This is a genomic window from Enterobacter sp. R4-368 (assembly GCF_000410515.1).
Classification (GTDB): domain Bacteria; phylum Pseudomonadota; class Gammaproteobacteria; order Enterobacterales; family Enterobacteriaceae; genus Kosakonia.
Genome location: NC_021500.1, coordinates 2056830 through 2079255 on the forward strand (window position 1 = coordinate 2056830; position 22426 = coordinate 2079255).

The window sequence follows — 22426 nt, forward strand, 5'->3', positions numbered from 1 at the left end:
CCAGATGTCGTGGGGAATGTTATTCTTTTGCTTATTTCTTCTGGTATTGAAGTTTTTTAGCTGAATCGGCGAGATGGGTATTAAAACAATAAAATAATCCCCCGATAACGGGGGATATATTCCGGCTCGCACTCCTTGCGGGCCTGGGCCACTGCTGCTACCTTGCAAACTCACTTCTTTTATTATTGCGCTGCATGTCGGCTTTGTAACCACCCTGCCAACGCCGAGGCATTTAACGCCCGGGAATAGAGATATCCCTGAGCGATATCGCACTGCAAATCCCGTAGCTGATTACGCTGCTGTTCGGTCTCCACCCCTTCGGCTACCACCGTCTGGTGCAGGCTTTGGCCGATTTTCACCACCGTGGTGGCAATGGCTTTCATTTTGCTGCCTTCACTGAGATCGCGCATAAAGCTTTGATCGATTTTCAGCTCGGTCATAGGCAGGTGCGCCAGGCGTGACAGGCAGGAGAAACCGGTGCCGAAATCATCCATCGACAGGCCAACGCCGAGCTCGCGTACCGCGCAAATCACTTCCATCGTTTCCGGGCGCTTATCCATCATCACCCCTTCGGTGATCTCAATGGTCAGACTGCTGGCCGGGATCCGGTACTGGCGCAACAGATAGTTGATATAGTGCGGCAGACTACTGTTATAGAAGTTAATTGGTGAAAGATTTACCGACACCACCGGCACGTGAATACCGTTGCTGCGCCACTCCGCCATCTGGCGGCAAGCTTCATGGAGTGTCCAGCGGCCAATGGCTTCAATCTCACCGGTCTCCTCGGCCAGGGCGATAAATTTTCCGGGGGGAATATCGCCAAGAACCGGATCTGTCCAGCGCGCCAGCGCTTCAACCCCATAAAGCTCGCCATTCTTCAGCCATATTTGCGGTTGATAGTGCAAATGCAGCAGGTTACTGGCGATAGCGAGCTTTAACGCCGCCGCCAGTTTTAAACGTTCCTGATCGACCTGGTTCATCTCCGGGCTGAAAAACAGATAACCGCCGGAGGCCGCCGCTTTCGCCAGATGCGAGGCGTGGTTGGCATGTTTAAGCAGGCCATCGCGCGAGGCGCCGTGATCCGGGTAGACGCTGATGCCGGTACTGACCGTCACATTCAGCGCCAGATCGGCGACATTGAACGGCATACGGAACAGGGCCTGGATCTTCTGCGCAATGCTGGTGGCACGCGTGTAATCACAGTCCGGGATCACCAGCACAAAGGCGTCGCTATCGGCGTGGCTGACAAAGCCCTGACGTGAAAATTCACTCAGCAGACGCTGCGCTATCGCCACCAGCACGTTGTCCCCGGCGGCGTAACCAAGCGCATCATTCACATCTTTAAAATGGTCGAGATCGAGAAAGAAAAACGCGGCGCGCTGATGAATGTCGCCTGCGATCATCTGATCAATATAGTGATGCAGCGCGCTGCGATTGGGCAGCCCGGTTAAACGATCAAACGTGGAAAGCTTAGTGACGCGCTCCTGATCGATATGCACCACGACGCGGCAAGGCGCACGGTCGCCTCTTGCACCTTCATAACTGATGGTCGCCGCCAGCGAGGTTTCTTCCCCGGTAGACGAAATCACCGTCAGCGCGCGTTCACTTTCCATTTCGCCGGGCAGCATATCCAGCGCGCCAAATAACGGAATGGTCGAGGCTTTGCAGCCCAGCACTGAAATACGTGGGTAGCCCCATAATTTCTCTGCCGCGCGATTAAAGAAAAACACGGTTTCCGTACTATCCAGCAGTACGACAGCATCGTGAACATTTTCGAGTGCGGCAAGCATATTCTCAGAGCCGAAAATATCATTTTCAGAATGCATAATCTTTTTTCTTAAAGAAGAGTTCGGCAACATCCTAATTGAAAGTAATAACAGGTTCAATATCACCCAGCCGTAATATTATGCGGCTATATCATTTATAGAGAACCTCAATAAATAAACAGTTATTTATCGTTAAAGAAACCTCAGCAGATGCCGATCAATTAAAAACGATCAAAAAACGAAGAATTGTGGAGTAATTATGGAGATTTTAATTATACGTGCTTATCAATAAAAATACTGACGTAACGCACAGCGATAATATTTACCTCTTTCCCCTCGCCATCCCGCGTACTTAGCGGCCCCGACGCGATGCACAGCAATAAATAAACGTTGCATTCATAGATGCATTTAATAAGTGTCTGGCTATTTATCGATAACGTCACTTGACCTTAACTGACCGCCACCGACAGTATATAAGGAAATTCTCATTTAAAGCGGAATGCGGAAATTAATATTAACGACACCCCGTCCGTTTTAACGCGTAACCTTTGTTCGCGAATAAAAGAGAAAACAACCACCACGTGCTTATATTAGCGCATATTCAACACATCGGAGTCAGGCAAATACTATGTATGATGATTTAGGTTCTTTGGCTGAAAAACTGAAGATGTCCGGTGTTTCTTTCCAGGAAATGAGTGATGAAGATGGTGCAACAATGCAAGCAGTAACCACAACGACAGTCACATCCGAGGTCAAAGACGATATGCAGGCCGCCGCGCTTGCAACAACGCCGGCGAGCCACAAGGAGGCTAACCAGGCCAGCGCACCTGTGGACATCCCGGCTAACACCCTTTCCTGGCCTAAAAATAAACCGGTACCGGTCTCCGCGCCTGACGCCTTTAGCGCACCGGCTAACGGTATTCTGCAGAGCGTGGCCGCCCTTCACCGCCCGGCGGAGGTGGACGTTCGCGAGCGCAATCCAGTTCGGCTGGATATGTTATTTTCCGTTATTGGTAAATAATATCGCTCTGCCATGTGAAATCTTCACCTGGTAATAATAACGCACGATTTTTCTTGGCCTGCGGCCCGGTAAACAGTAACGATTTTTAACTGACCGGATAAATCCGTCTCGTCACGAATTTTAACTGGTAACCGGAAGACATTGTCGCGCCGGTATGCCTTTATTCTTTTCTGTGCAAGATGATAACAACATGAAAAAAATCATCGGGATTATTTTCACGCTGATACTGCTGTTATTATCGCTGCTGGTAGTGATTACTCCCATGAGCAGCGATAAACAATACCTTTTTGGCCTTAGCGTGATGGCAGTGGTATTTATTCTGGGAAGAGTAAAAAGCAAAAAAGCCGTACTGGCAATGCTTTCCCTCTCCGTATTGATGTCGACACGTTATATTTGGTGGCGCGCAACAACAACGCTGCATTTTGATTCAACGGTTGAAATGCTGCTCGGCAGTTTACTGTTTGCCGCAGAAATTTACTCATGGACGATTTTACTGCTGGGTTATATTCAAATGGCGTGGCCATTAGAACGCCCGATTGCGCCTTTACCGGCAGATAAATCAATCTGGCCGACCGTCGATATTTATGTCCCCTCTTATAATGAAAGCCTTGAAGTTGTTCGCGATACGGTTCTGGCAGCGCAGTGTATCGAATATCCGCAAGATAAAGTGAAGGTTTATATTCTTGACGATGGAAAGCGCGACGAATTCCGTGATTTCGCCGCTGAAGCGGGCGTTGGGTATATTACCCGCCCGGATAACAGCCACGCGAAAGCCGGTAATCTCAACCACGCGATGACCATCACCCACGGCGAGCTTATCTGCGTGTTCGACTGCGACCACGTGGCAACGCGCGTGTTCCTGCAAGCCACGATTGGCGAGTTTTTCCGTGACGATAAACTGGCGCTGATCCAGACGCCGCACCACTTCTATTCGCTCGATCCATTTGAGCGCAACCTGACGGCGGCAAAGCGCGTTCCGCACGAAGGGGCGTTGTTCTACGGCCCGGTGCAGCAGGGCAATGACAACTGGAACGCCACGTTCTTCTGCGGCTCCTGCGCAGTGATCCGCCGTAGCGCGCTCAATGAAGTTGGCGGCTTTGCCGTGGAAACCGTGACTGAAGATGCGCACACCGCGCTGAAATTACAGCGTCGCGGCTGGAACACCGCGTTTCTGGATATTCCGCTGGCGGCGGGACTGGCAACCGAACGTCTGGCGCTGCACGTTAACCAGCGTATTCGCTGGGCGCGCGGCATGACGCAGATTTTCCGTATCGACAACCCGCTTTTAGGACGTGGTCTGAAGCTGACGCAGCGCATCTGTTATCTCAACGCCATGCTGCACTTCCAGTATGGCCTGCCGCGTGTGGTGTTCCTGACCTCGCCGCTGGTGTTTATGTTGTTCAATCTGAACATTATTTCGTCGTCGGCAACGCTGATTTTCGCCTATGTACTGCCACATCTGGTGCTGTCGACAATGGTCAACTCGCGTATTACCGGGCGCTACCGCTACGCGTTCTGGGGCGAAATTTATGAAACGGTGATGGCGTACCACCTGATTCTGCCGACGCTACTCAGCCTGATTTCACCGCGTCTGGGCAAGTTCAACGTCACCGATAAAGGCGACCTGACCGACCGCGATTACTTCGATTCCCACACGGTACGCCCCTTGATCATCACCACCCTGCTGATGGTGGGCAGCATGATCTGGGTTGGCGTACGTTACTTTATGCATGATTACGCCGGTATCGATCCGCGCGTGATCCTGTTCAACATCGCCTGGGGCACGTTCAGTACCATTATTTTGCTGGCCTCTATTGCAGTGGCGAAAGAGACCAAGCAGATCCGCAAAACCATCCGTATTTACGCCCGCTTGCCGGTCACGGTGCTGTTCTCTGACGGTTCAAAAATGCAGACCCGCACCTTTGATATCTCGATGGGCGGCGCGCGCGTGGCGCTGGTGAAAGGCGAAGATATGAGCCACAAAACCCCGGTACAAATCGAGCTGGGGCTGGGCGGTGAAATCGCCCATGTGCCGATTCGCGCCGCCGGGACTGGCGTGGGCGATCTCCGTCTTGAGTTCGACACCGTGGCGCTGAGCGAACGCCGTAAGCTGGTGCGCGTGGTGCTCTCCCGCGCCGATGCCTGGTATCGCCCGCCGCATGCGCCAGACCGCCCGCTGGTGTCGTTTATGGGGATTTTGCAGTGCGTGTATGAGCTGTTCTTCGGCCGCAAAAAAACCGTGAGTGGCTTTAATAGCCAGATGTCCGCCGTGGCGAACAAACAGGAAGAGGTTAACAATGCGCTTTAACCCCTTCACTTTGACCGCCTTACTGGTGGGCGGCTTCAGCCCGATCTGCGCCTTTACGGCCCAGAACGACGCGCTGCCGGAATTACCGCTGCCGGTCACGCTGCAAGGCGCAAAACCGCAGCCGCAACCTGCACCCGTTGCGGGCAGCAGCAACCAGGATATTGCCAGCACGCTCAGCTTTGGCGATATGGGCGCAACTGGCGGTTTAACCCTCAGCGGCCAGCAGTTACAAAACGGCGTGTCGTTCAACCTGCCGGGCGATCTGGTGGTAACCAATGCGCATATCAATTTGAATGTGCAGGTTAACCGTAACGATGTGAGCGGTGAAAATCTGCAACTGATGCTCAACGGCCAGCCGCTGGGCGCGATTCCGCTCGATCAGTTGCAGCAGGATAAAGGAGCCTGGAGTCTTGATGTGCCCGCGTCGATGATTGCGTCCAGCAACAACCTCAGCTTCCAGCTAAAAACCGGCGATGACATTATCAATAACGTCTGGAGCTGCCAGCGCGCGCTGCCCGCCGATTACAAAGTGATGTTACAGCCGGAATCGTCGTTGAATTACCAGGGATTATGGCTGAACGTGCGCAAAACCCTCGGCACATTCCCGCGCCCGTTCTTCGATGTGAAGCAGACCAAAGACCAGACGATTAGCATTGCTTATCCGGCCTCGCCGGATGCGGATGTACTCACCGCGTCGGCAATTGTCGCCTCGCAGTTTGGCGCATTGAGTAATGGCAAACCCAGCCGCTTTGAGGTGCAGTACGACACCCTGCCTGCGGGCAATGGCATCCTGATTGGCAAACCCGGCCAGACCATCGGAGGCGTTACCATTCCGCAGAGCAACGGCGCGGCATTGCAGGTTATCGACAACCCACAAAACCCGGCATACAAGCTGTTGATCGTAAGCGGTCATAACGACATGCAACTGCGCCAGGCCGCCTGGCGGCTGAACATACCGGGGCTGCCGGACAGCGACACGCTGGATGTGCCGCCCCTGAAAGTGGCGCAACGCGCGGCCTGGGATGCTCCGCGCTGGATCAATACCGAACGTCCGGTGGCTATACGCTCTTTGCTCAGCGATGAAGGCGCGCTGGTGGCGCACGGCGTCTGGCACGGCGAGAATCAGTTGCCGTTTCGCACCGCGCCGGATCTGTTCTTATGGGACGGTTCTGCCGTTCCCCTGCACCTGAACTACAGCTTTGCGCAGAAAAACTGGCTCGACGATCAGGCATCGTTCCTTAATGTCAGCCTGAACGGTGAGTTCCTCAAACGCCTGCCGGTAAGTAAAGAGGGATTGCTGGCGCCTGTGCTGGCGACATTCGGTCTGTCGCACCGCCAGCAAAGCGCGGTGGTGAACATTGACCCACGGGCGATCCTCGGCAACAACCAGCTTGGCTTCTGGTTTGGCTTGCAGGCGCAGAAAAATGCCCCGTGTAACGCGCTGGCGGATGAGAACATTCAAAGCCGCATTGACGGTGATTCGACGCTCGATTTCAGCCGCGCCTGGCACTTTGGCAAGCTGCCCAATCTGGCCTGGTTTAGCAGCGCCATGTTCCCGTTCACTCGTCATGCCGACCTGGCGCATACCACGGTGCTGATGCCGGCACACCCGTCCGCCGAGGATATTGCGCTGCTGCTAAACCTGATGGCGCAAGCCGGGCGCGATACCGGCGTAAGCGTCAATTATCTGCACCTGTACACCGGCATGCCGGGGCAGGAAGAGGCACAAGCGCAGCTTGCTGACAGCGACATTCTGGCGATTGGCAGCCTGAGCAACCGTGAACTGCTCACGCCCCTGCTGCAAAGCAGTGCTTTTACGCTCAACGAAAACACGCTCGAAGTAATGACCGCCAGCGTGATCAACCGGATGCTGTCTCTGCTGAGCGGCGACCAGCCACGCACAGACATGGACGCCGCCGAATACCTGCTTGATACCAACCAGTGGCGTGGCCTGCTGAGCCTGCGCTCGCCGTGGAACGCACAACGCGTCGTGGTCATTGCCACCGGCACGGACAACCAGCAACTGGCCTTACTGCCAGCGGACATGAGCAAACCGGCATTTCTCGCCAATGCCGGCGGGGACTTCACCGCCATCACCAATGCGGGAGACGTGCGAAGCTGGCGCGTGGGCGAGCAGTTCACCAGCGGCAACCTGCCGGGCTACATGAAAATTTTGTGGTTCGCCAGCGAGCATATCTTCTGGCTGGTTGCCCTTACCTGCCTGATTGCCGCCGTCACCGGCCCGATGTTGTTTAACGCGTTACAGCGCCATGCCCACCAACGCTTGCAGGATAAGACGAAAAAATGAATACGCGTAAACCACTGACGCACGCCTTTTATCTGCTTTGCCTGCTGGGAGCTTGTCACCCGGCGGCAGCGACGGAAAGCTCGGATGCGAACGCCAATGACACGGCGGTGAAAAAACTGCTGGCGCAGGCCAGTTACTGGCACAGCAAAGCCCACGACGAAATGGCTATCGACGCGCTGCAAAAAGTGCTGGCGGCGGATGACAAAAATATCGACGCCATGTATCTGCTGGCGCTCTACTCGTTGCAGCAAAGCAATGTTCAGCAGTCGGAAATCTGGCGGAAAAAAATCGCCGAACTTTCACCGCAAGATCCGCGCCTCAACGCGCTGAACAGCGCCAGCACGCTGCGCAGTATCCCGCAGGACAAGCTCACTGCGGCCCGCCAGCTGGCAAGCCGTGGGCAGATTAAAGAGGCGATCGCCGCCTGGCGTGCGCTGTTTAACGGCAACCCGCCGCCGGACGATGTGGCGCTGGAGTATTACCAGACGATGGCAGGCGACAGTGCCAGTTGGTCAGAAGCGGTTGCCGCGATGCGCCAGCGCGCCAGCGTGATGCCGGATGATGTGCCGACCAGACAGGCGCTGGCGATGGCGCTCACCTACCAGGAGCCAACGCGCCGGGAAGGGATCGCACAGTTGAGCCGCCTTGCGCCGGACGATAAAAACGCCGATAAAGCGTTGCAACAAGCGCTGCTGTGGCTCGATGCAAAAGTGGGCGATCTCCCGGCCTACACCGCGTATGCGCAGCGCCACCCGGACGATAGCGCGCCGATGGATCACTACCGCAAAAGCGTGGAAGGCGATGCCACCAAAGCCGGGTTCGACGCGTTAAACAGCGGCGACTTAGGCGGTGCGAAAGATAAGTTTGCCGAAGCGCTGCAAACCCGCGCCAATAACGGCAACGCGCTGGCCGGGATGGGTTACGTCGCGCTGCGACAGAATAATTTCAGCGATGCGGAAAAATTTCTGCGCCGCGCCGCCCAGGAGGACACCACTAATCCGAACAACGAGCAGTGGGCGAAAGATGCCGATAACGCTCGCTTTTACGGTGCGCTCGGCCAGGCGCGCAGCCTGAGCCAGAAAGGCAGCTACGATCAAGCGCTGGCAAGCCTTGAAGGCAGCAACACTCACGACGACAGTCAACAACTGGCGGCGGAGATGCTGCGCGCCGACATCCTGCGCCGCCAGGGAAAATTGCCGCAAGCGGAAGAGATTTATCGCAAGCTGCTGGCTGAACGCCCACAAAACACCGATATCCGCACCGGCCTGTGGTGGGTGTTAAAGCAGCAAAGCAAGCAAAGCGAAGCGGACGCCATGCTGCGTACCCTGCCCGCCAGCCTGCGCACCCGCTTTGCCGCCGTTGGCGATAACGGCGACGGCGAACGCAAAGCCGCGCAGTCAGCACTGGAGGCGGGCAACAGCTCACGCGCAATGCAAATTTTACAGGCGGCGTCCGGTAAATATCCGCAAAACGTCTGGCTGCAACTCGACTATGCGCGCGCTTTACGCAAAGCCGGACAGAAACAGCAAGCCGCGACGGTAATGACCGCCGTTACCACGCGCAGTAATACCAGCAAAGAAGCGCTGTATGCCGCCGCGGTTTTCGCCGCCGAAGAGAACGACTGGTCACGCGCGCAAAGCCTGCTCGCCCGCGTACCGCGCAGCAGCTACAGCGCCGATATGACAGCGCTCAGCACGCGCGTGCAGACCAACCAACAACTGGATATTGCCCGTAACTATTTACGGCTCGGCAATGCCGCCGCCGCGCGCAACTCGCTGCTGGCGTTGCAGCGTAACCCGCCGCAAACCCCGGTCGATGTTGGCCGTCTGGCAGAACTGTTAATGCAAAGCGGTGACAGCAGCGGCGCACTGCAATTAGTGCGGGAAAACCAGGCGCAGGGGCTGCACGGTTCGGTGATCGATTACGCCGGACAGATCCGCGTACTCAATCAGGCCGGTCAGTTCGCCGAAGCGGAGAGCATTCTCAACGCCCCGGCGCTGCAAAACGGCACCAGCCAGCAGGAGATGAACGATATCCGTACCGGCAGCCTGATCGCCCGCGCCGACCGCCTGCGGGAAAAAGGGCAAATTGGCAAAGCGTGGAATCTGCTCATGCCGGAGCTGCAACGCAACCCGACCAATACGGATCTGCTGCTGGCGGTGGGGCGTATTTACCAGGCCGATCACATGGACGACAAAGCCACCGAGATCTACCAGTACGTGCTGCGCAAATCCCCGCGCGATAAACAGGCGCTGACCGGGCTGGTAAACCTGGCGCTGGCGCGTGGCGATAACGATGCGGCGCGGCGGGCGTTCTCCACGCTTGAGCCGAGCCAGGATGCCGATTACATGCTGTTGGCGGCGCGTGTCACCGCCGCTAACGGTGAAAACCAGCGCGCCATGTCGCTGCTGCGCACCGCCCAGTGGCGTCTGCAACAGGGGGATGAGAACGACAACGACGAACTCAGCGCCGTGATGTCCCTGCCCTCGCCGACGCGCCAGGCGCAGTTAACGGCAATGAGCGGCATCAACAGCATGATGCGCGATTTACAGGAAAAGAGCGCCACGTGGACCAGCGCGGGCGTCTCGCTGCGTAGCCGTAATGGCGAGTCCGGCCTTGGCGCGCTGGATGAAGTGCAGGCGCCGATGATCCTCTCCGGTGCCATTGGCGACGCCACGCGCCTGAACCTGAATATCACGCCGGTGTCACTCAATGCCGGGGAGATGTCCGGCGAAGCGGCGAACCGCTTTGGTTCCGGGGCGCTGGAGCATGCGGAAAAACTGGCGCAAGCGGCGGCAAGCACCTCAACCACCACCAGCTCGACGAATGCCACTTCGCAAGGCAGCCAGCAGGCAAATGGCGTTGCCGCCAGCCTCAGCATGAGTGGCGACAACTATAAGCTGGATATCGGCAGCACGCCGACCGGCGGCGAGTTCACCCGACTGGTGGGCGGCGTGGAGTGGAACCCGAAACTGACGCAAAACAGCTCGCTGAACCTGAAAGCAGAACGCCGCGCGGTGACCGACAGCCTGCTCTCTTATGTCGGCGTGAAGGATAAGAGCACCGGTGAGAGTTGGGGCGGCATCACCCGCAATGGCGTGTCGGCGCAATTCGCCTGGGATAACGAGTTAATCGGGCTTTACAGCAAATTAGGTTTCGACACCTATGTTGGCACCAACGTACCGACCAACCACGCGGTGAGCGCGCAGGCGGGCAGCTATTTGCGGCCGTGGAAAACTGCCGACAGCGAGCTGAAAGTCGGGGTTAACGTCAACTACATGAACTTTGACCGTAACCTCAGTTACTACACGCTCGGCCAGGGCGGTTATTTCAGCCCGCAGGATTTTATGGCGGTTTCGCTGCCGGTCACGCTAACGCGCCATCTTAATGACTGGGATCTGACGCTCAACGGCGCAGTGGGTTACCAGTCCTACAAACAGAGCAAGAGCGACTATTTCCCCGGCCACAGCAGCCTGCAATCGCAGTTAAACAGCTACGCCAGCGACGATGACGATGTGGATGCGGTTTACAAAGCCACTTCGAAAAACGGCATTGGCTACACGTTGGGCGTGGATGCGCGCTACCACCTCAGCGACAACCTGGCTCTGGGTGCGAACTTAGGCTATGACACCTTCGGCAGTTATAACGAAGGTAAAGCGTTGTTTTATTTCAAATATTACGTCGATCAAGATAAATAACCCGTGGGACAGATGATGTTTAGCAATCAGGACACTTATTTACAACGCAATTATCAGGCTGGCTGGCATGACCTGGTGTATCTGTTTTTTAACGAATACACCGAAGGCCGTGGCGATAAAGATCCCGACGCCCTGAGACGCATCGGCCAGATGATGGCTCAGTGGTATCCCATTGATAACGCCACCACGGTGAGCGAACTGGAAGCCAGCATTAACCGGGTGCTGGAGCTGTTCAACTGGGGTTTTGTGAAAATGGCACCGGCGCAGCGCGAGCTGATCCTGCTGCACTGCGCCTGGCCGCACGCGCCGGAGTACCGCGATGAAGCGGGCTGGCGTCGTGCCAGTGCGTATGTGCTGGAAGGGGCTTACTCCCAGTGGCTGGTATCGCAGGGGGCGGGCAACCAGGTTCCGGTACGCTGGAAAGACAACGCCACGGAAGATGTACTGATTTTCCGCTACGCCATCGGCGAATAAGTACACAAAGGCATGAAAACTCTATATCAACGATCAGGTGATCATCATGGTGAATGAAATTATGGTTTCAGGCAGGAAACTTGAAATCGAAGCCGTTAATTATATGGAGGATAATGCCTTTGTTTCGCTGGTGCTCGACACCGCCGGGCGACTGATTCACGCCAGCCCGTTCTTTTATCAGCTCACCGGCTTTACGCCGGATGAGGTGACAGGCCAGGTGCTGTTTCAGACCGCGGACGACGACACGGAAATCTCACTGGCGGCGGCGATAAATATCGCCAAGACCACCGGCGATAATTGGCAGGGAGAAATATCCCAGCGTAAAAAGAGCGGTGAAATTGTCTGGCTCGATACCCGCTTAATGCCTAAGCGAGATGAGCGAGGTGAAATATTCGCGTTTATTTTGTTGGGCTTTGATATTACCCGGCATATGGCGATTCGCGAGAAATTACATTTTCGCGCGCACAACGATGCATTAACCAAAACGCTGAATCGCCAGGGCTACTATATTCGCAGCCGTAAGAAAATCCGTGCCGCCAATGCGCGCGGCGCGCAGATTGTGGTGGCGATCCTCGATCTCGATAATTTTAAAAATATTAACGACGACCTGGGTCACGCCGCTGGTGACGAAGTGCTGCGCTGTTTTATCAGCCGGGTGAAACAGTGCATTTCTCGCGGCACGCTGCTTGGCAGGCTTGGCGGCGATGAATTTGCGCTGACGTACATTGAAGGTGTCGATGAACCTACCGGGCGTGGCGTGTTGCAATTAATTGTCGAAGCTACCCGCCAGCCGATGTATTTGCAGTACCTGCAACAGACGGTGGAATTATCGGTCAGTATTGGCGTCGCCAGTTATCCCGAACATGGGCAGAATTTTTCTTCCATTTTAAAAGCCGCCGATACCGCCCTTTATAAAGTGAAGGCGCGAGGCGGTGATAATTATATTAACTACCAGGTTCCGGGCATTAATGAATCGGGTGGCATCATTAACACCGTTGTGTGTTGATATTTAAACAGCAATAAAAAAACAGGAAATAACTATGTTAAAGGCTGTAATCCCAGTGGCAGGCCTCGGCACGCGTATGCTTCCGGCAACCAAGGCTATTCCGAAAGAGATGTTACCCATCGTCGATAAGCCGCTTATCCAGTACATCGTGCAGGAGTGCTACGCCTGCGGGATCCGCGAGATCGTGCTGGTGACGCACTCGTCTAAAAACGCCATAGAAAACCACTTCGACACCTCTTTTGAGCTGGAGTCCTTGCTGGAATCGCGCGTGAAAAACCAGCTGCTGGAAGAGGTGCGCACCATCTGCCCGGCGGGGATGAACATTATGCATGTACGCCAGGGTCACTCGAAAGGCCTTGGTCACGCGGTGCTGTGCGCCGAGCCGCTAATTGGCGATAACGATTTTGTCGTCGTGCTGCCGGACGTGCTGATCGACGATAGCCAGTGCGATATGGCGCAGGACAACCTGGCGGCGATGATCAATCGCTTTACCCTCACCGGCGCCAGCCAGTTAATGATCGAGCAGGTTAATCACGACGATGTTTCGCGCTATGGCGTGGTGGATTGCGGCGGTGAAAACCTGCCCGCCGGTGGTTTCGGCCAGGTACAGGGCATGGTGGAGAAACCGCCGGTCGATGAAGCGCCATCCGATATGGCGGTGGTGGGTCGCTATGTGTTGTCGAAAGCGATTTGGCCGCTGCTGCACAAAACGCCGGTTGGCGCAGGCGGCGAAATTCAACTGACCGATGCGATCGCTATGCTGCTGGCGCGTGAGCCGGTTGAAGCCTATGCGCTGACCGGCAAGTCACACGACTGCGGGGACAAAATTGGCTATATGAAAGCGTTTGTGGAGTACGGCCTGCGCCACGGCGCGACCGGCCCGGCTTTCCGCCACTGGCTGCAGCATGAACTAGCGCTCAAGCCGGTGGCTGAGGTCGTAGAACGTATCGCTGAAGCGGTGTAACGCCTAGGCAGGTAACTGCCCTATCTCTACCACAGGAAATCTCATGTTAAGAACCACCTGGCTCATGCCGTGTTTGTTACTGTCGCTGGCCATGACCGCTTTTTCAGCCCACAGCCAGGACAGTAACTGGGTGCTATTTAAGCAGAATTACCTGAGCCAGGATGGCCGCATTGTTGACCATGAAAATGGTGATATCAGCCATTCGGAAGGTCAGGGATATGGCATGTTACTGGCCGTACTGAATGACGATCCCGCCACGTTTGAAAAAGTGTGGCGCTGGACGCGCAACACCTTATTACGCCCGTCGCTGTGGCTGTTTGCCTGGCGTTACGATCCGAAGATGCACAACGTGACGGACGAAAATAACGCCAGCGACGGCGATACGCTGATTGCCTGGGCCTTATTGCTGGCCGGTAATAAATGGCACGATCAGAGTTACCTGGCGGCTTCGAATAATATTCAGGATGCGCTGATCAATTGCCTGATTATTGAGCAAGATTCCCGCCTGCTTTTGCTGCCGGGGCTGAGCGGTTTTACCAAAGACGACGGCTATATTGTTAACCCCTCTTATTTTATTTTTCCGGCGTGGGAGAGCTTCTGGCGGCAGCGGCATAATGAGATTTGGCTTAAGTTAAAAAGCTCAAGCCTCGAATTGCTCAATAAAGCGCGCTTCGGTAAGCCGCAACTGCCCAGCGACTGGATTTTTATTAAGAATAGTGGTGAAGTCATGCCTGCCGAAAACTGGCCGGCGCGATTTGGTTATGACGCGATTCGCGTTCCGTTGTATTTAAGCCTCAGCGATACGCAAGCGCATTCGATGGAGAATTTCCGTCATTATTGGGCTAATTATGCCCGCAGCACGACGCCTGCGTGGGTGAGTGTCTCCGGCGACGAACGGGCGAGTTACGCGATGTCCGGCGGCATGCTGGCAGTGCGTGATTTAACGATGGGCGACTATCAGCAAATAGAGACATCTGTGCTACCGGGCGAAGGTTATTATTTGTCCGTTTTGCACATGTTGTCGCTTTTTGCCGTCTCATTAAAAACGAAATAGTAGTAAAGCAACAATGCCGGCGCGGGATTGCGCAGGAGTCAGGCAGGAAGCTTCAAGCGCGAAATGAATAATAAAAACCATCAAATCTCATGTGCAAACATGAGGGGGAAAACCTGATGACTGAGTTGAAAACAATCACACGTCATTTGCACAGCATGTTGTTACAGGCGGGTTCTCAGCAGAACGGAAACTTGCGCCCCGGGGAACACAATGAACATCCGTAACCTTGAGTACCTTGTCGCGCTGGCGAAACATCGCCATTTTCAGCGCGCTGCCGAAGCGTGTAATGTCAGCCAGCCAACGCTCAGCGCCCAGTTACGCAAGCTGGAAAATGAGCTGGGCTTGCAGTTACTGGAACGTACCACGCGTAAGATCCGCTTCACACAAACCGGGTTGCGGCTGGTTGAGCAAACCCAGGTGGTGCTGCGCGAAATTGAAGCGCTGAAAAATATGGCCAGCAGCAGCCATTATCAGAACCTGATGCAGACGCTGGATGTCGGTATTATTCCGACGCTCGCACCCTATATTTTTTCTCATCTCAATACGGTGTGCCGCGAGAATTTCCCGGAAATCGAGCTGGAAATTCACGAAGCGCAAACCAACCAGTTGCTGCATATGCTGGAGTCGGACACCATTAAATGCGCGATCATGACCTCCAATAAAGACACCAGCAAATATGTCGAGCTGCCGCTGTTCGACGAACCGCTGGTGCTGGGCGTGAGCCACCAGCACCCCTATTCGCGAATGAGCGAAATCGATATGGGGCATCTGAAGAATAATAAGATTTTGATGGTGGATGACGGCAACTGCCTGCATAGCCAGGTACTGCGTTACTGCTATCAATTTGAGCTGGAGCCGGATTCGCGCTTTGTCGCCATGCATCTGGAAACCCTGCGGCGCGGTGTGGCGTTTAATCGCGGCGTCTCTTTCTTTCCGCTGCTTTCCACACAGCAGGGCGGCAACGAGAATATTCGTTATATTCGCTGCGTTAGCCCGGAGCCAAAACGTAAAGTGGTGCTGATTTTCCACCGCAGCGATCCGATGCGCAAGAAATATGAAATTCTGCGCAACGTTATTGCCCGTTATATGGAACGCTACCTTCTCGATTACAACGTTATGGCGTGAACTTAATCGTGCGGTTGTGGAATATTCTGCGTGCAGCCGTTTTCATTTTCACGACAATCACGCAAATGCGTGGTTGTCGTTTTTGCCATTAATCCCTGCATAATCTCGTCCGGCAATAACTTGCCCCGGTGATACATCTCTTCAATAGTAAGCCACAGGCTGACCAGCATAATCGTATAGTCGGCAATCGGCGCAGGCGCATTCAGTTCCGCCATAAAAGGAAAGCATGCGAGTAGCTGTTCTCTGTTTTCCGCCGTCACCGCACCGTGATAATAGGGTGCCGCAAGCAGGCGATACGCTTCCGATTCAGCAACTGATGAGGCCCAGGATAAACGCACCGCAATGGTCTCGACAAAAGGTGGGATCGGGATATTTTGCGTCGCCTGCGGATCCGGGTGCAAAGGCAGGTCCTGACCGAATGATTGCGTTTTCATTTTTTTCCTCGATGCCTGGCGAAACTCTATTCATCGACCAGTCTGGAAAATACTTTAGGAATATTATTTAAAATAAAGAATAACAGGAAAATTAGCTATGCGGATCGTCTTAAAACGTTAAAAAAATCATATAAAGCAAAAGGTTAATTCATGATCAATTATTGACAGCATCGATCTAAATATCCGTTTTTCATTTATTTCATAAATTAAACGCCGCCTTACTCAGGTTATTGTTGAATAATATTGAGCTTATTTCGCCTGTAAGATGAAAATCTATCACCTAAAGGGGAAAGGTATGGTTCAGGATTATCTCAACAGCCTCGTCCTTTTCCACATCATCACGAGAGTGGTGCCGTGGCACCTCTTTTTTTGCGCCAAATACCACGCTTTCTTTCATCTATTTGAAGGATGGAAATGCTCTGGCCTATGCTCTGATAATGACACGTTTAACCCCACTGACGCTCATGACAGGAGCCGCACCTGATGGATCCGTTTCAGCAAATATTAAAATCAACGCTCGCCCGCACCGATGACGCACCACCTGCCATCAAGCCTCAGGCATTGCTGGAAGCGGAGTTAAAACCGAGGATTGCTCACGTTGCGGTGGACGACTTCCTCTCGCTCGCTAAAGCGCGCAGAACCATTTATACCCTCGGCAAAGATTTGCCCATCGCCGAAGATGAGGTGGTTGACATCATTAAAGAGGCCATCCGCCAGGCGCCGTCGGCGTTTAACTCGCAGAGTTCGCGGGCGCTAATCCTGCTCGGTAAAGAGCACGATCGTTTCTGGGAGATGGTGCGCGAGCAGCTGCGCAAAGTGATCCCGGCGGAGAGCTTTCACGCCACCTCCGATAAACTCGACGGTTTTGCCGCCGCCGCTGGTTCCGTGCTGTTTTTTGAAGATCAGGAAGTAGTCACTCACCTGCAGCGCCAGTACATCGCTTATGCCGATAATTTCCCCGTCTGGTCAGAACAGAGCAGCGGTATCGCCCAGTACGCGGTGTGGCTGGCGCTGGCGGAAAAGAGCATTGGCGCGAATCTGCAACACTACAACCCGTTAATCGATCTTGATGTTCGCACTGCGTGGCAGATCCCGGAAAGCTGGAAGCTGCGCGCAGAAATGAATTTTGGTTCGATTGTTACTGCCGCTGATGAAAAGAGCTACATCGACGATGATAAGCGCTTTATCGTCGCGAGATAACGATATTGATAAAGATATTGCCCGCTGAGCGGGCAATTCTTTTTCTCCGCCACGTATTGGTATTGTACAAATTTTGGCTAGATGGCATGCAAACACCTGCGTATACTACACACATCTATACACAGGAGGGGGACGTCATGCCTGCTACTGCACCTAAACAGCGAAACAAGCAAAATGTCAGCGTGACCGTCGAGCGCGAGCTACTGGAACAAGCGCGCAAAGAAGGCATCAACCTTTCGCAAACACTTGCGACCGCCTTGCAAGGTGAACTGCGCAATCTGGCAGCTGAGCGCTGGAAGCGCGAAAATGCCGCCGCCATTGCCGATCTAAATGAATTTATTGCCGAACGCGGCCACTTCTCGGATGAACACAGGAAGTTTTAATCCATGCAATATTCGGTTTATCGGAACAAAAGTAACAGCCGGGATTTCCCGTTTCTGCTGGATGTACAGAGCGATATTATCGGTAGCATGAACTCGCGGGTGGTGATCCCGCTCTGCCCACTGGCGGATTACAAAGATCGCCGCCGGGTTGAGCGGTTAAATCCGGTACTGGAGATCGAAGGGAACTCGTATTTGTTACTGACCCACGATCTTGCAGGCGTCAGCCTGGCGATTTTGGGTGAAGAGGTTTGCAGTATGCGCGCGCAGCGCGACGTGATCCGCAACGCGATGGATTTTATTTTTCACGGGATTTGAAGTGACTGAACACCATAAATGCTCAGTCACTTTTTTGCTGGAAACACGAACAAATTTTACTCGTCGAAGTACCAGTAACCCTGATTCACCAAATCGGTCAGCTCTTGTGCAAAAGCCGGGTTATCCAGCGCGTTGCCCAACTCTTTGCGGCCGATAATGGTGTAGCGGCACAGCGCATCGGCGGCCTGCGCATCGGCCGTGTCCAGATATTCGCTGTTGATAAAGACGCTGCCGTCAACGTTCAGCACACGTAAACCGCTAAGGCGCGTCAGCACCTGCCCCTCTTTTAGCGCATCGACAATTTCCTCAACGCGGTAATCATCGGGCTCCGGTGCGACATCCAGTTCGTGGCGCGGCGTGGAAATAAAGCTACCAAACCACTGTTTGAAATGCTCCGGCTGGCTAACCAACTCGATCATCATATTGCGTACGCGCTCCAGCTCGTACGCTTCTACCCGGCCCGGATGTTCGCGGCAGGTTAAATCCGGGTCGCTGTAGTGCTCGTTCCCGAGATCGTTTTCCAGCGCGTAGTCAGCAAAACTGCTGATCAGATCGCGGCCATTCGGCCCACGGAAACCAATTGAGTAGTTGAACGCTTCCTGGTGTGTAAAACCGTCATGCGGGAATCCTGGCGGAATATAGAGGATGTCGCCCGGCTCCAGATCTTCATCAATGATCGGCGGAAACGGATCAACATGCAGCAGCGCCGGGTGCGGGCAGAACTGACGCATCGGCAGTTTATCGCCCACGCGCCAACGACGGCTGCCCATCCCCTGAATAATAAACACATCATACTGGTCGATATGCGGGCCAACGCCGCCACCCGGCACGGAGTAAGAAATCATCAGATCGTCAAAACGCCACTCCGGCAGCACGCGAAACGGCTTCACCAGCTCGGCAGAGGGCATATGCCAGTGGTTAACCGCCTGCGCCAGCAGCGACCAGTCTTTTTCGCCTAAATGGTCAAACGATTCAAACGGGCCATTCCACGCCTGCCACTGACCATTCACATGGCTGACAATGCGGCTGTCGACTTCCGGCTCCATCGCCAGCCCGGCCAGTTCGTCTGGCGTAATCGGGTCGACAAAATCCGGGAACGCGCGTTTCAGGACAACAGGTTTCTTTTGCCAGTATTTTTCAAGAAATTCCGGCCAGTTGAGGTTGAGTTGGTAAGCCATAAATCACACCAGTGAGAAGGGAAACGGGGCTGATTATAAAGAGAGTCCCTACCCACCCGCCTTGTCATTGGTCAAGTGCTGGTGCGGCAAGCGGCGGAGAGATCTCCAGCGCGCCGAGCGCCATCAGTAACGCGTCCACTTTTGGTAATAGCTGCTTGCGGCGCGGCCACACCAGCGTGAGCGCCAGCCCGTGCGGCTGGCATTGCGGCATAATTACCTGCAACTCGCCGCGCTGCACGTGCTCATGCACCAGCCAGGTCGGCATCTGCCCAACGCCCAACCCGGCGCAAAGCGCCTGCACCTGCGCATCGACATCGCCGAGCGCCATGCGATACGGCACGCGGCGCCACTCCGGGTGCCCGTCGGCGGTGGTAAATAACCACGGCTTGGTGCTGCCATCCACCCGCTCATAAAGAATAGCCCGGTGCTGCATCAGCTCCGCCTCATGTTGTGGCGTCCCGGCGCGTTGCAGGTAATCGGGCGCGGCGCAAAACACCATCTTTTCACGACCAATTTGCCGGCACCCCAGCGATGCGGGTAGATCGACGGTTTGCCCGATGCGTACAGCAACGTCGATCCCCTCATCGAACAGATCTACAAAACGATCGGAGAAAGTCAGGCTAAGATCAATTTCCGGGTGTTGCTGACAAAACGGGATCAGCAGCGGCATCACACCCAGCCGCCCGTAGGTGTTTGGCACGGCGAGACGCAACCGCCCGGACGGAATGGTGCGGTGTGCCGCCAGCACCGACTCGGCTTCCGCCAGCTCCTCCAGGATACGAATGCAGGTCTGGTAATACGCGTTCCCGGCATCGGTGACTTCAAGACGACGCGTGGTGCGCTCCAGCAAACGCGAACCCAGCCGCGCTTCCAGACGGGCAACGCTTTTACTCACCGCCGAGCCGGTCAGATGCAGGCGTTCCGCCGCTGCGGTAAAACTCCCCTCTTCAACGCTGGCAACGAAGGGGACGATATCTTTCAGACGTTGATCGCTCATGGCATTAGTGAATTTAAGTTACGAATGGTGTGAATTAATACCAGAGATAAGAAATTAATTCTCCATTAGCCTGTGAGGTAGACAAAACCCAGAGGAATATCTCATGCAGAAAAAAGCATTAATTGTCGGCATCAGCGGCGTGATTGGCCGGGCGCTGGCGGAGAAACTGCTGGCAGACGGCTGGCAGGTTACTGGTTTATCACGCGGGCGCGGCGCGGTTCCGGCGGGCTGCACCAGCCTGACGGCGGATTTAACCGACGCGGCGGCTGTCAACGAGGCGCTGAAAAACGAGAAACCCGATGCGCTGTTCTTTAGCGTCTGGGCGCGCCAGGAGAATGAAAAAGCCAATATTCGCGTCAATGCCGCGATGGTGAAAAATGTCATTGATGCGCTGGGCGAACGCCTGGCCGGGGCGCATGTCGCGCTGGTCACCGGAATGAAACACTATCTTGGCCCGTTCGAAGCCTACGGCAAAGGCAATGTGCCGGTAACGCCTTTTCGCGAAGAGCAGGGCCGCCAGAACGTGGATAACTTCTACTATGCCCAGGAAGATGAAGTGTTCGCCGGGGCGAAAAAATACGGTTATCGCTGGAGCGTACATCGCCCGCACAGCATCATCGGGTATGCGCTCGGTAACGCCATGAACATGGGGCAGACGCTGGCGGTTTACGCCACGTTGTGCCGCGAAAAAGGGTGGCCGTTCATCTTCCCCGGCTCACCTGAGCAGTGGAACGGTGTCTCCGATGTGACCGACGCCGGTTTACTGGCAGAGCAGCTGAGCTGGGCGGCGGTGAGCGACGGTGGCGCGAACGAAGATTTTAACGCAGTGAATGGCGATGTGTTCCGCTGGAACTGGTTATGGCCACGGCTGGCGGCTTATTTCGGCATTGAAGCGGCCGCCTTCCCGGCGAGCATGATGCCGCTGGAAGGGCGCATGCAAGAGGCGCAAGCGGCGTGGACAGAGATCGCGGACAAGTATCAACTGGCAGAATCAGACATCGGTAAACTGGCCTCCTGGTGGCATACGGATGCCGATCTCGGTCGCCCGATGGAAGCCTTCGCTGATATGAGCAAGAGCCGAAAAGCCGGGTTTACCGGTTATCGCAGCACGCTGGATTCCTTCACCGCGCTGTTTGACCGCCTGAAAGCGGAAAACATTATCCCACGCTAAAGCAGTATTTGCCCGGCAGCGCTGACATGCCGGGCAATTCCTCAATTTAGGTTCAACGCCGTCTGCGGCACTGTTCCGGCATTGCCCCTTGCTGCGCCTCGCTATGCACCGCATTCCCCTGCCGGTTCACATACCGTAGTTGGCGGCGATATTGCTGTGCCGCAAAGTGACATTTTGCGCGGCCAATTCCGGCAAACCGCTAACGAACGTCGCGTCACTGGCGTTGGTGGCGGTGAGATACTAAATATCGACGCCGTTGATTTTCGGCGTTGCGGCGGTGACTGTACGAGGACTATTGCGCAAAAACAGTTACTTCACCGTGGCTTATTCCTGGTTGGCTCCCGAATTAATTACTTTTGGCGCGAAATCTGGCCACTTTCGCCCGGTTGCCGCACAGCGCCATGCTGCACCAGCGGCGGCGATGCGCTTTGGTCTTATCGTAAAACCACAGTGTGCAATCCGGGTGTTCGCACTGGCGGATATAGTCAAACTGCCCGTTTGCCAGTAACGCTGCCGCCTGTTCTGCGACCGGTGCCAGTGCTTGCTGCGGCGTATCAAGCAGATATACGCGCTGCGTTTGCAGCGCGCCTTGCTCATCGACCACGAGGCGTAAGTGGCTTTGCGCCTGCGCCAGCCAGCCGTTCAACTCATCCAGCGACGGTTCCCGCCCGTGCTTTTTCTGTTCGACAAGCTGGCGGATCAACGCACGCAGCTTACGCGCCTCAGCCAGCAACTCTCCCGGCTTTGCCATAGCGTTAACCTGCAACCCGACATGCTGTAGCCACTGGCGCACATCGTCATCGGACTGCCAAAAGTCATGCGGCGATTTTTCCGCCATCGCCAGCGTGTTGATAAAATCCAGCGCGTGGTCTTCGGCTATGAACCACGGGCCTTCCGCACCGGGTAACGTGGCTGCTGTCATCGTTGCTCTCCCCTGTTTCTCATTCTTCCGCACATTGTAACCGATAAAATATATTTTACACAGTTACATGCTTTCGCCATACTCAACCCTGAAGTAACCCTA

At 55.0% G+C, this 22426-nt stretch carries 18 protein-coding genes; 13 read left to right on the forward strand and 5 right to left on the reverse strand.

Annotation, left to right across the window (positions count from 1 at the left end; genetic code table 11):
- Positions 1-182: 182 nt before the first annotated feature.
- The gene (locus tag H650_RS09675) at positions 183-1826 is read right to left on the reverse strand and encodes a sensor domain-containing protein (protein WP_020455085.1); all 1644 of its coding nucleotides are present in this window, start codon (positions 1824-1826) and stop codon (positions 183-185) included.
- 568 nt (positions 1827-2394) lie between these two features.
- On the opposite strand from H650_RS09675, the gene H650_RS09680 reads away from it, so the two are divergent.
- From H650_RS09680 to oxyR, 9 genes are all read left to right on the forward strand, one after another.
- Entirely contained in the window at positions 2395-2787 is a 393-nt protein-coding gene (locus H650_RS09680; protein WP_020455086.1) for a hypothetical protein, read from the forward strand.
- 190 nt (positions 2788-2977) lie between these two features.
- Entirely contained in the window at positions 2978-5095 is a 2118-nt protein-coding gene (gene bcsA / locus H650_RS09685) for a UDP-forming cellulose synthase catalytic subunit (protein ID WP_110093676.1), read from the forward strand.
- Positions 5085-7403: a cellulose biosynthesis cyclic di-GMP-binding regulatory protein BcsB gene (locus H650_RS09690; protein WP_020455088.1), complete on the forward strand. Its 2319-nt coding sequence runs from the start codon at positions 5085-5087 to the stop codon at positions 7401-7403. Before bcsA ends, H650_RS09690 begins: the two co-directional genes overlap by 11 nt.
- A complete protein-coding gene (locus H650_RS09695) occupies positions 7400-11101 on the forward strand; it encodes a cellulose biosynthesis protein BcsC (protein WP_020455089.1) in 3702 nt (1233 codons plus the stop codon). Before H650_RS09690 ends, H650_RS09695 begins: the two co-directional genes overlap by 4 nt.
- A 12-nt stretch (positions 11102-11113) precedes the next feature.
- On the forward strand, positions 11114-11575 hold the full coding sequence (bcsD, locus tag H650_RS09700) for a cellulose biosynthesis protein BcsD (protein ID WP_044489478.1): 462 nt from the start codon (positions 11114-11116) through the stop codon (positions 11573-11575).
- A 46-nt stretch (positions 11576-11621) separates the two neighbouring features.
- Positions 11622-12581, forward strand: coding sequence for a sensor domain-containing diguanylate cyclase (locus H650_RS09705; RefSeq protein ID WP_020455091.1), 960 nt, complete (start codon positions 11622-11624; stop codon positions 12579-12581).
- 34 nt (positions 12582-12615) lie between these two features.
- A complete protein-coding gene (galU, locus tag H650_RS09710; RefSeq protein ID WP_020455092.1) occupies positions 12616-13545 on the forward strand; it encodes a UTP--glucose-1-phosphate uridylyltransferase GalU in 930 nt (309 codons plus the stop codon).
- A 43-nt stretch (positions 13546-13588) separates the two neighbouring features.
- Positions 13589-14599 carry a family 8 glycosyl hydrolase gene (locus H650_RS09715; RefSeq protein ID WP_020455093.1) on the forward strand — a complete coding sequence of 337 codons (1011 nt, stop codon included), beginning with the start codon at positions 13589-13591 and terminating at the stop codon, positions 14597-14599.
- 210 nt (positions 14600-14809) lie between these two features.
- Entirely contained in the window at positions 14810-15724 is a 915-nt protein-coding gene (gene oxyR, locus H650_RS09720) for a DNA-binding transcriptional regulator OxyR (RefSeq protein ID WP_020455094.1), read from the forward strand.
- Positions 15725-15726: 2 nt separating this feature from the next.
- Here the strand turns inward: oxyR and H650_RS09725 are convergent, their stop codons facing one another.
- The gene (locus tag H650_RS09725; protein WP_020455095.1) at positions 15727-16158 is read right to left on the reverse strand and encodes a hypothetical protein; all 432 of its coding nucleotides are present in this window, start codon (positions 16156-16158) and stop codon (positions 15727-15729) included.
- Positions 16159-16641: 483 nt separating this feature from the next.
- On the opposite strand from H650_RS09725, the gene H650_RS09735 reads away from it, so the two are divergent.
- From H650_RS09735 to H650_RS09745, 3 genes are all read left to right on the forward strand, one after another.
- Complete coding sequence (locus H650_RS09735) at positions 16642-17358, forward strand: nitroreductase family protein (RefSeq protein WP_020455097.1); 717 nt, start codon at positions 16642-16644, stop codon at positions 17356-17358.
- A gap of 137 nt (positions 17359-17495) precedes the next feature.
- On the forward strand, positions 17496-17741 hold the full coding sequence (locus H650_RS09740) for a type II toxin-antitoxin system CcdA family antitoxin (RefSeq protein WP_020455098.1): 246 nt from the start codon (positions 17496-17498) through the stop codon (positions 17739-17741).
- 3 nt (positions 17742-17744) lie between these two features.
- Positions 17745-18056 carry a CcdB family protein gene (locus H650_RS09745; RefSeq protein WP_020455099.1) on the forward strand — a complete coding sequence of 104 codons (312 nt, stop codon included), beginning with the start codon at positions 17745-17747 and terminating at the stop codon, positions 18054-18056.
- A gap of 56 nt (positions 18057-18112) precedes the next feature.
- On the opposite strand, the gene H650_RS09750 is transcribed toward H650_RS09745, so the two are convergent.
- Positions 18113-19234, reverse strand: a complete 1122-nt coding sequence (locus H650_RS09750; RefSeq protein ID WP_020455100.1) for a ribosomal protein uL16 3-hydroxylase — start codon at positions 19232-19234, stop codon at positions 18113-18115.
- Between the two features lie 64 nt (positions 19235-19298).
- Positions 19299-20231, reverse strand: a complete 933-nt coding sequence (locus H650_RS09755) for a LysR family transcriptional regulator (protein ID WP_020455101.1) — start codon at positions 20229-20231, stop codon at positions 19299-19301.
- Between the two features lie 103 nt (positions 20232-20334).
- Between H650_RS09755 and H650_RS09760 the strand changes: the two genes are divergently transcribed.
- Entirely contained in the window at positions 20335-21402 is a 1068-nt protein-coding gene (locus H650_RS09760) for an SDR family oxidoreductase (RefSeq protein WP_020455102.1), read from the forward strand.
- A gap of 346 nt (positions 21403-21748) precedes the next feature.
- Here the strand turns inward: H650_RS09760 and H650_RS09765 are convergent, their stop codons facing one another.
- Positions 21749-22324, reverse strand: a complete 576-nt coding sequence (locus tag H650_RS09765; protein WP_020455103.1) for a CGNR zinc finger domain-containing protein — start codon at positions 22322-22324, stop codon at positions 21749-21751.
- Between the last annotated feature and the right edge of the window lie 102 nt (positions 22325-22426).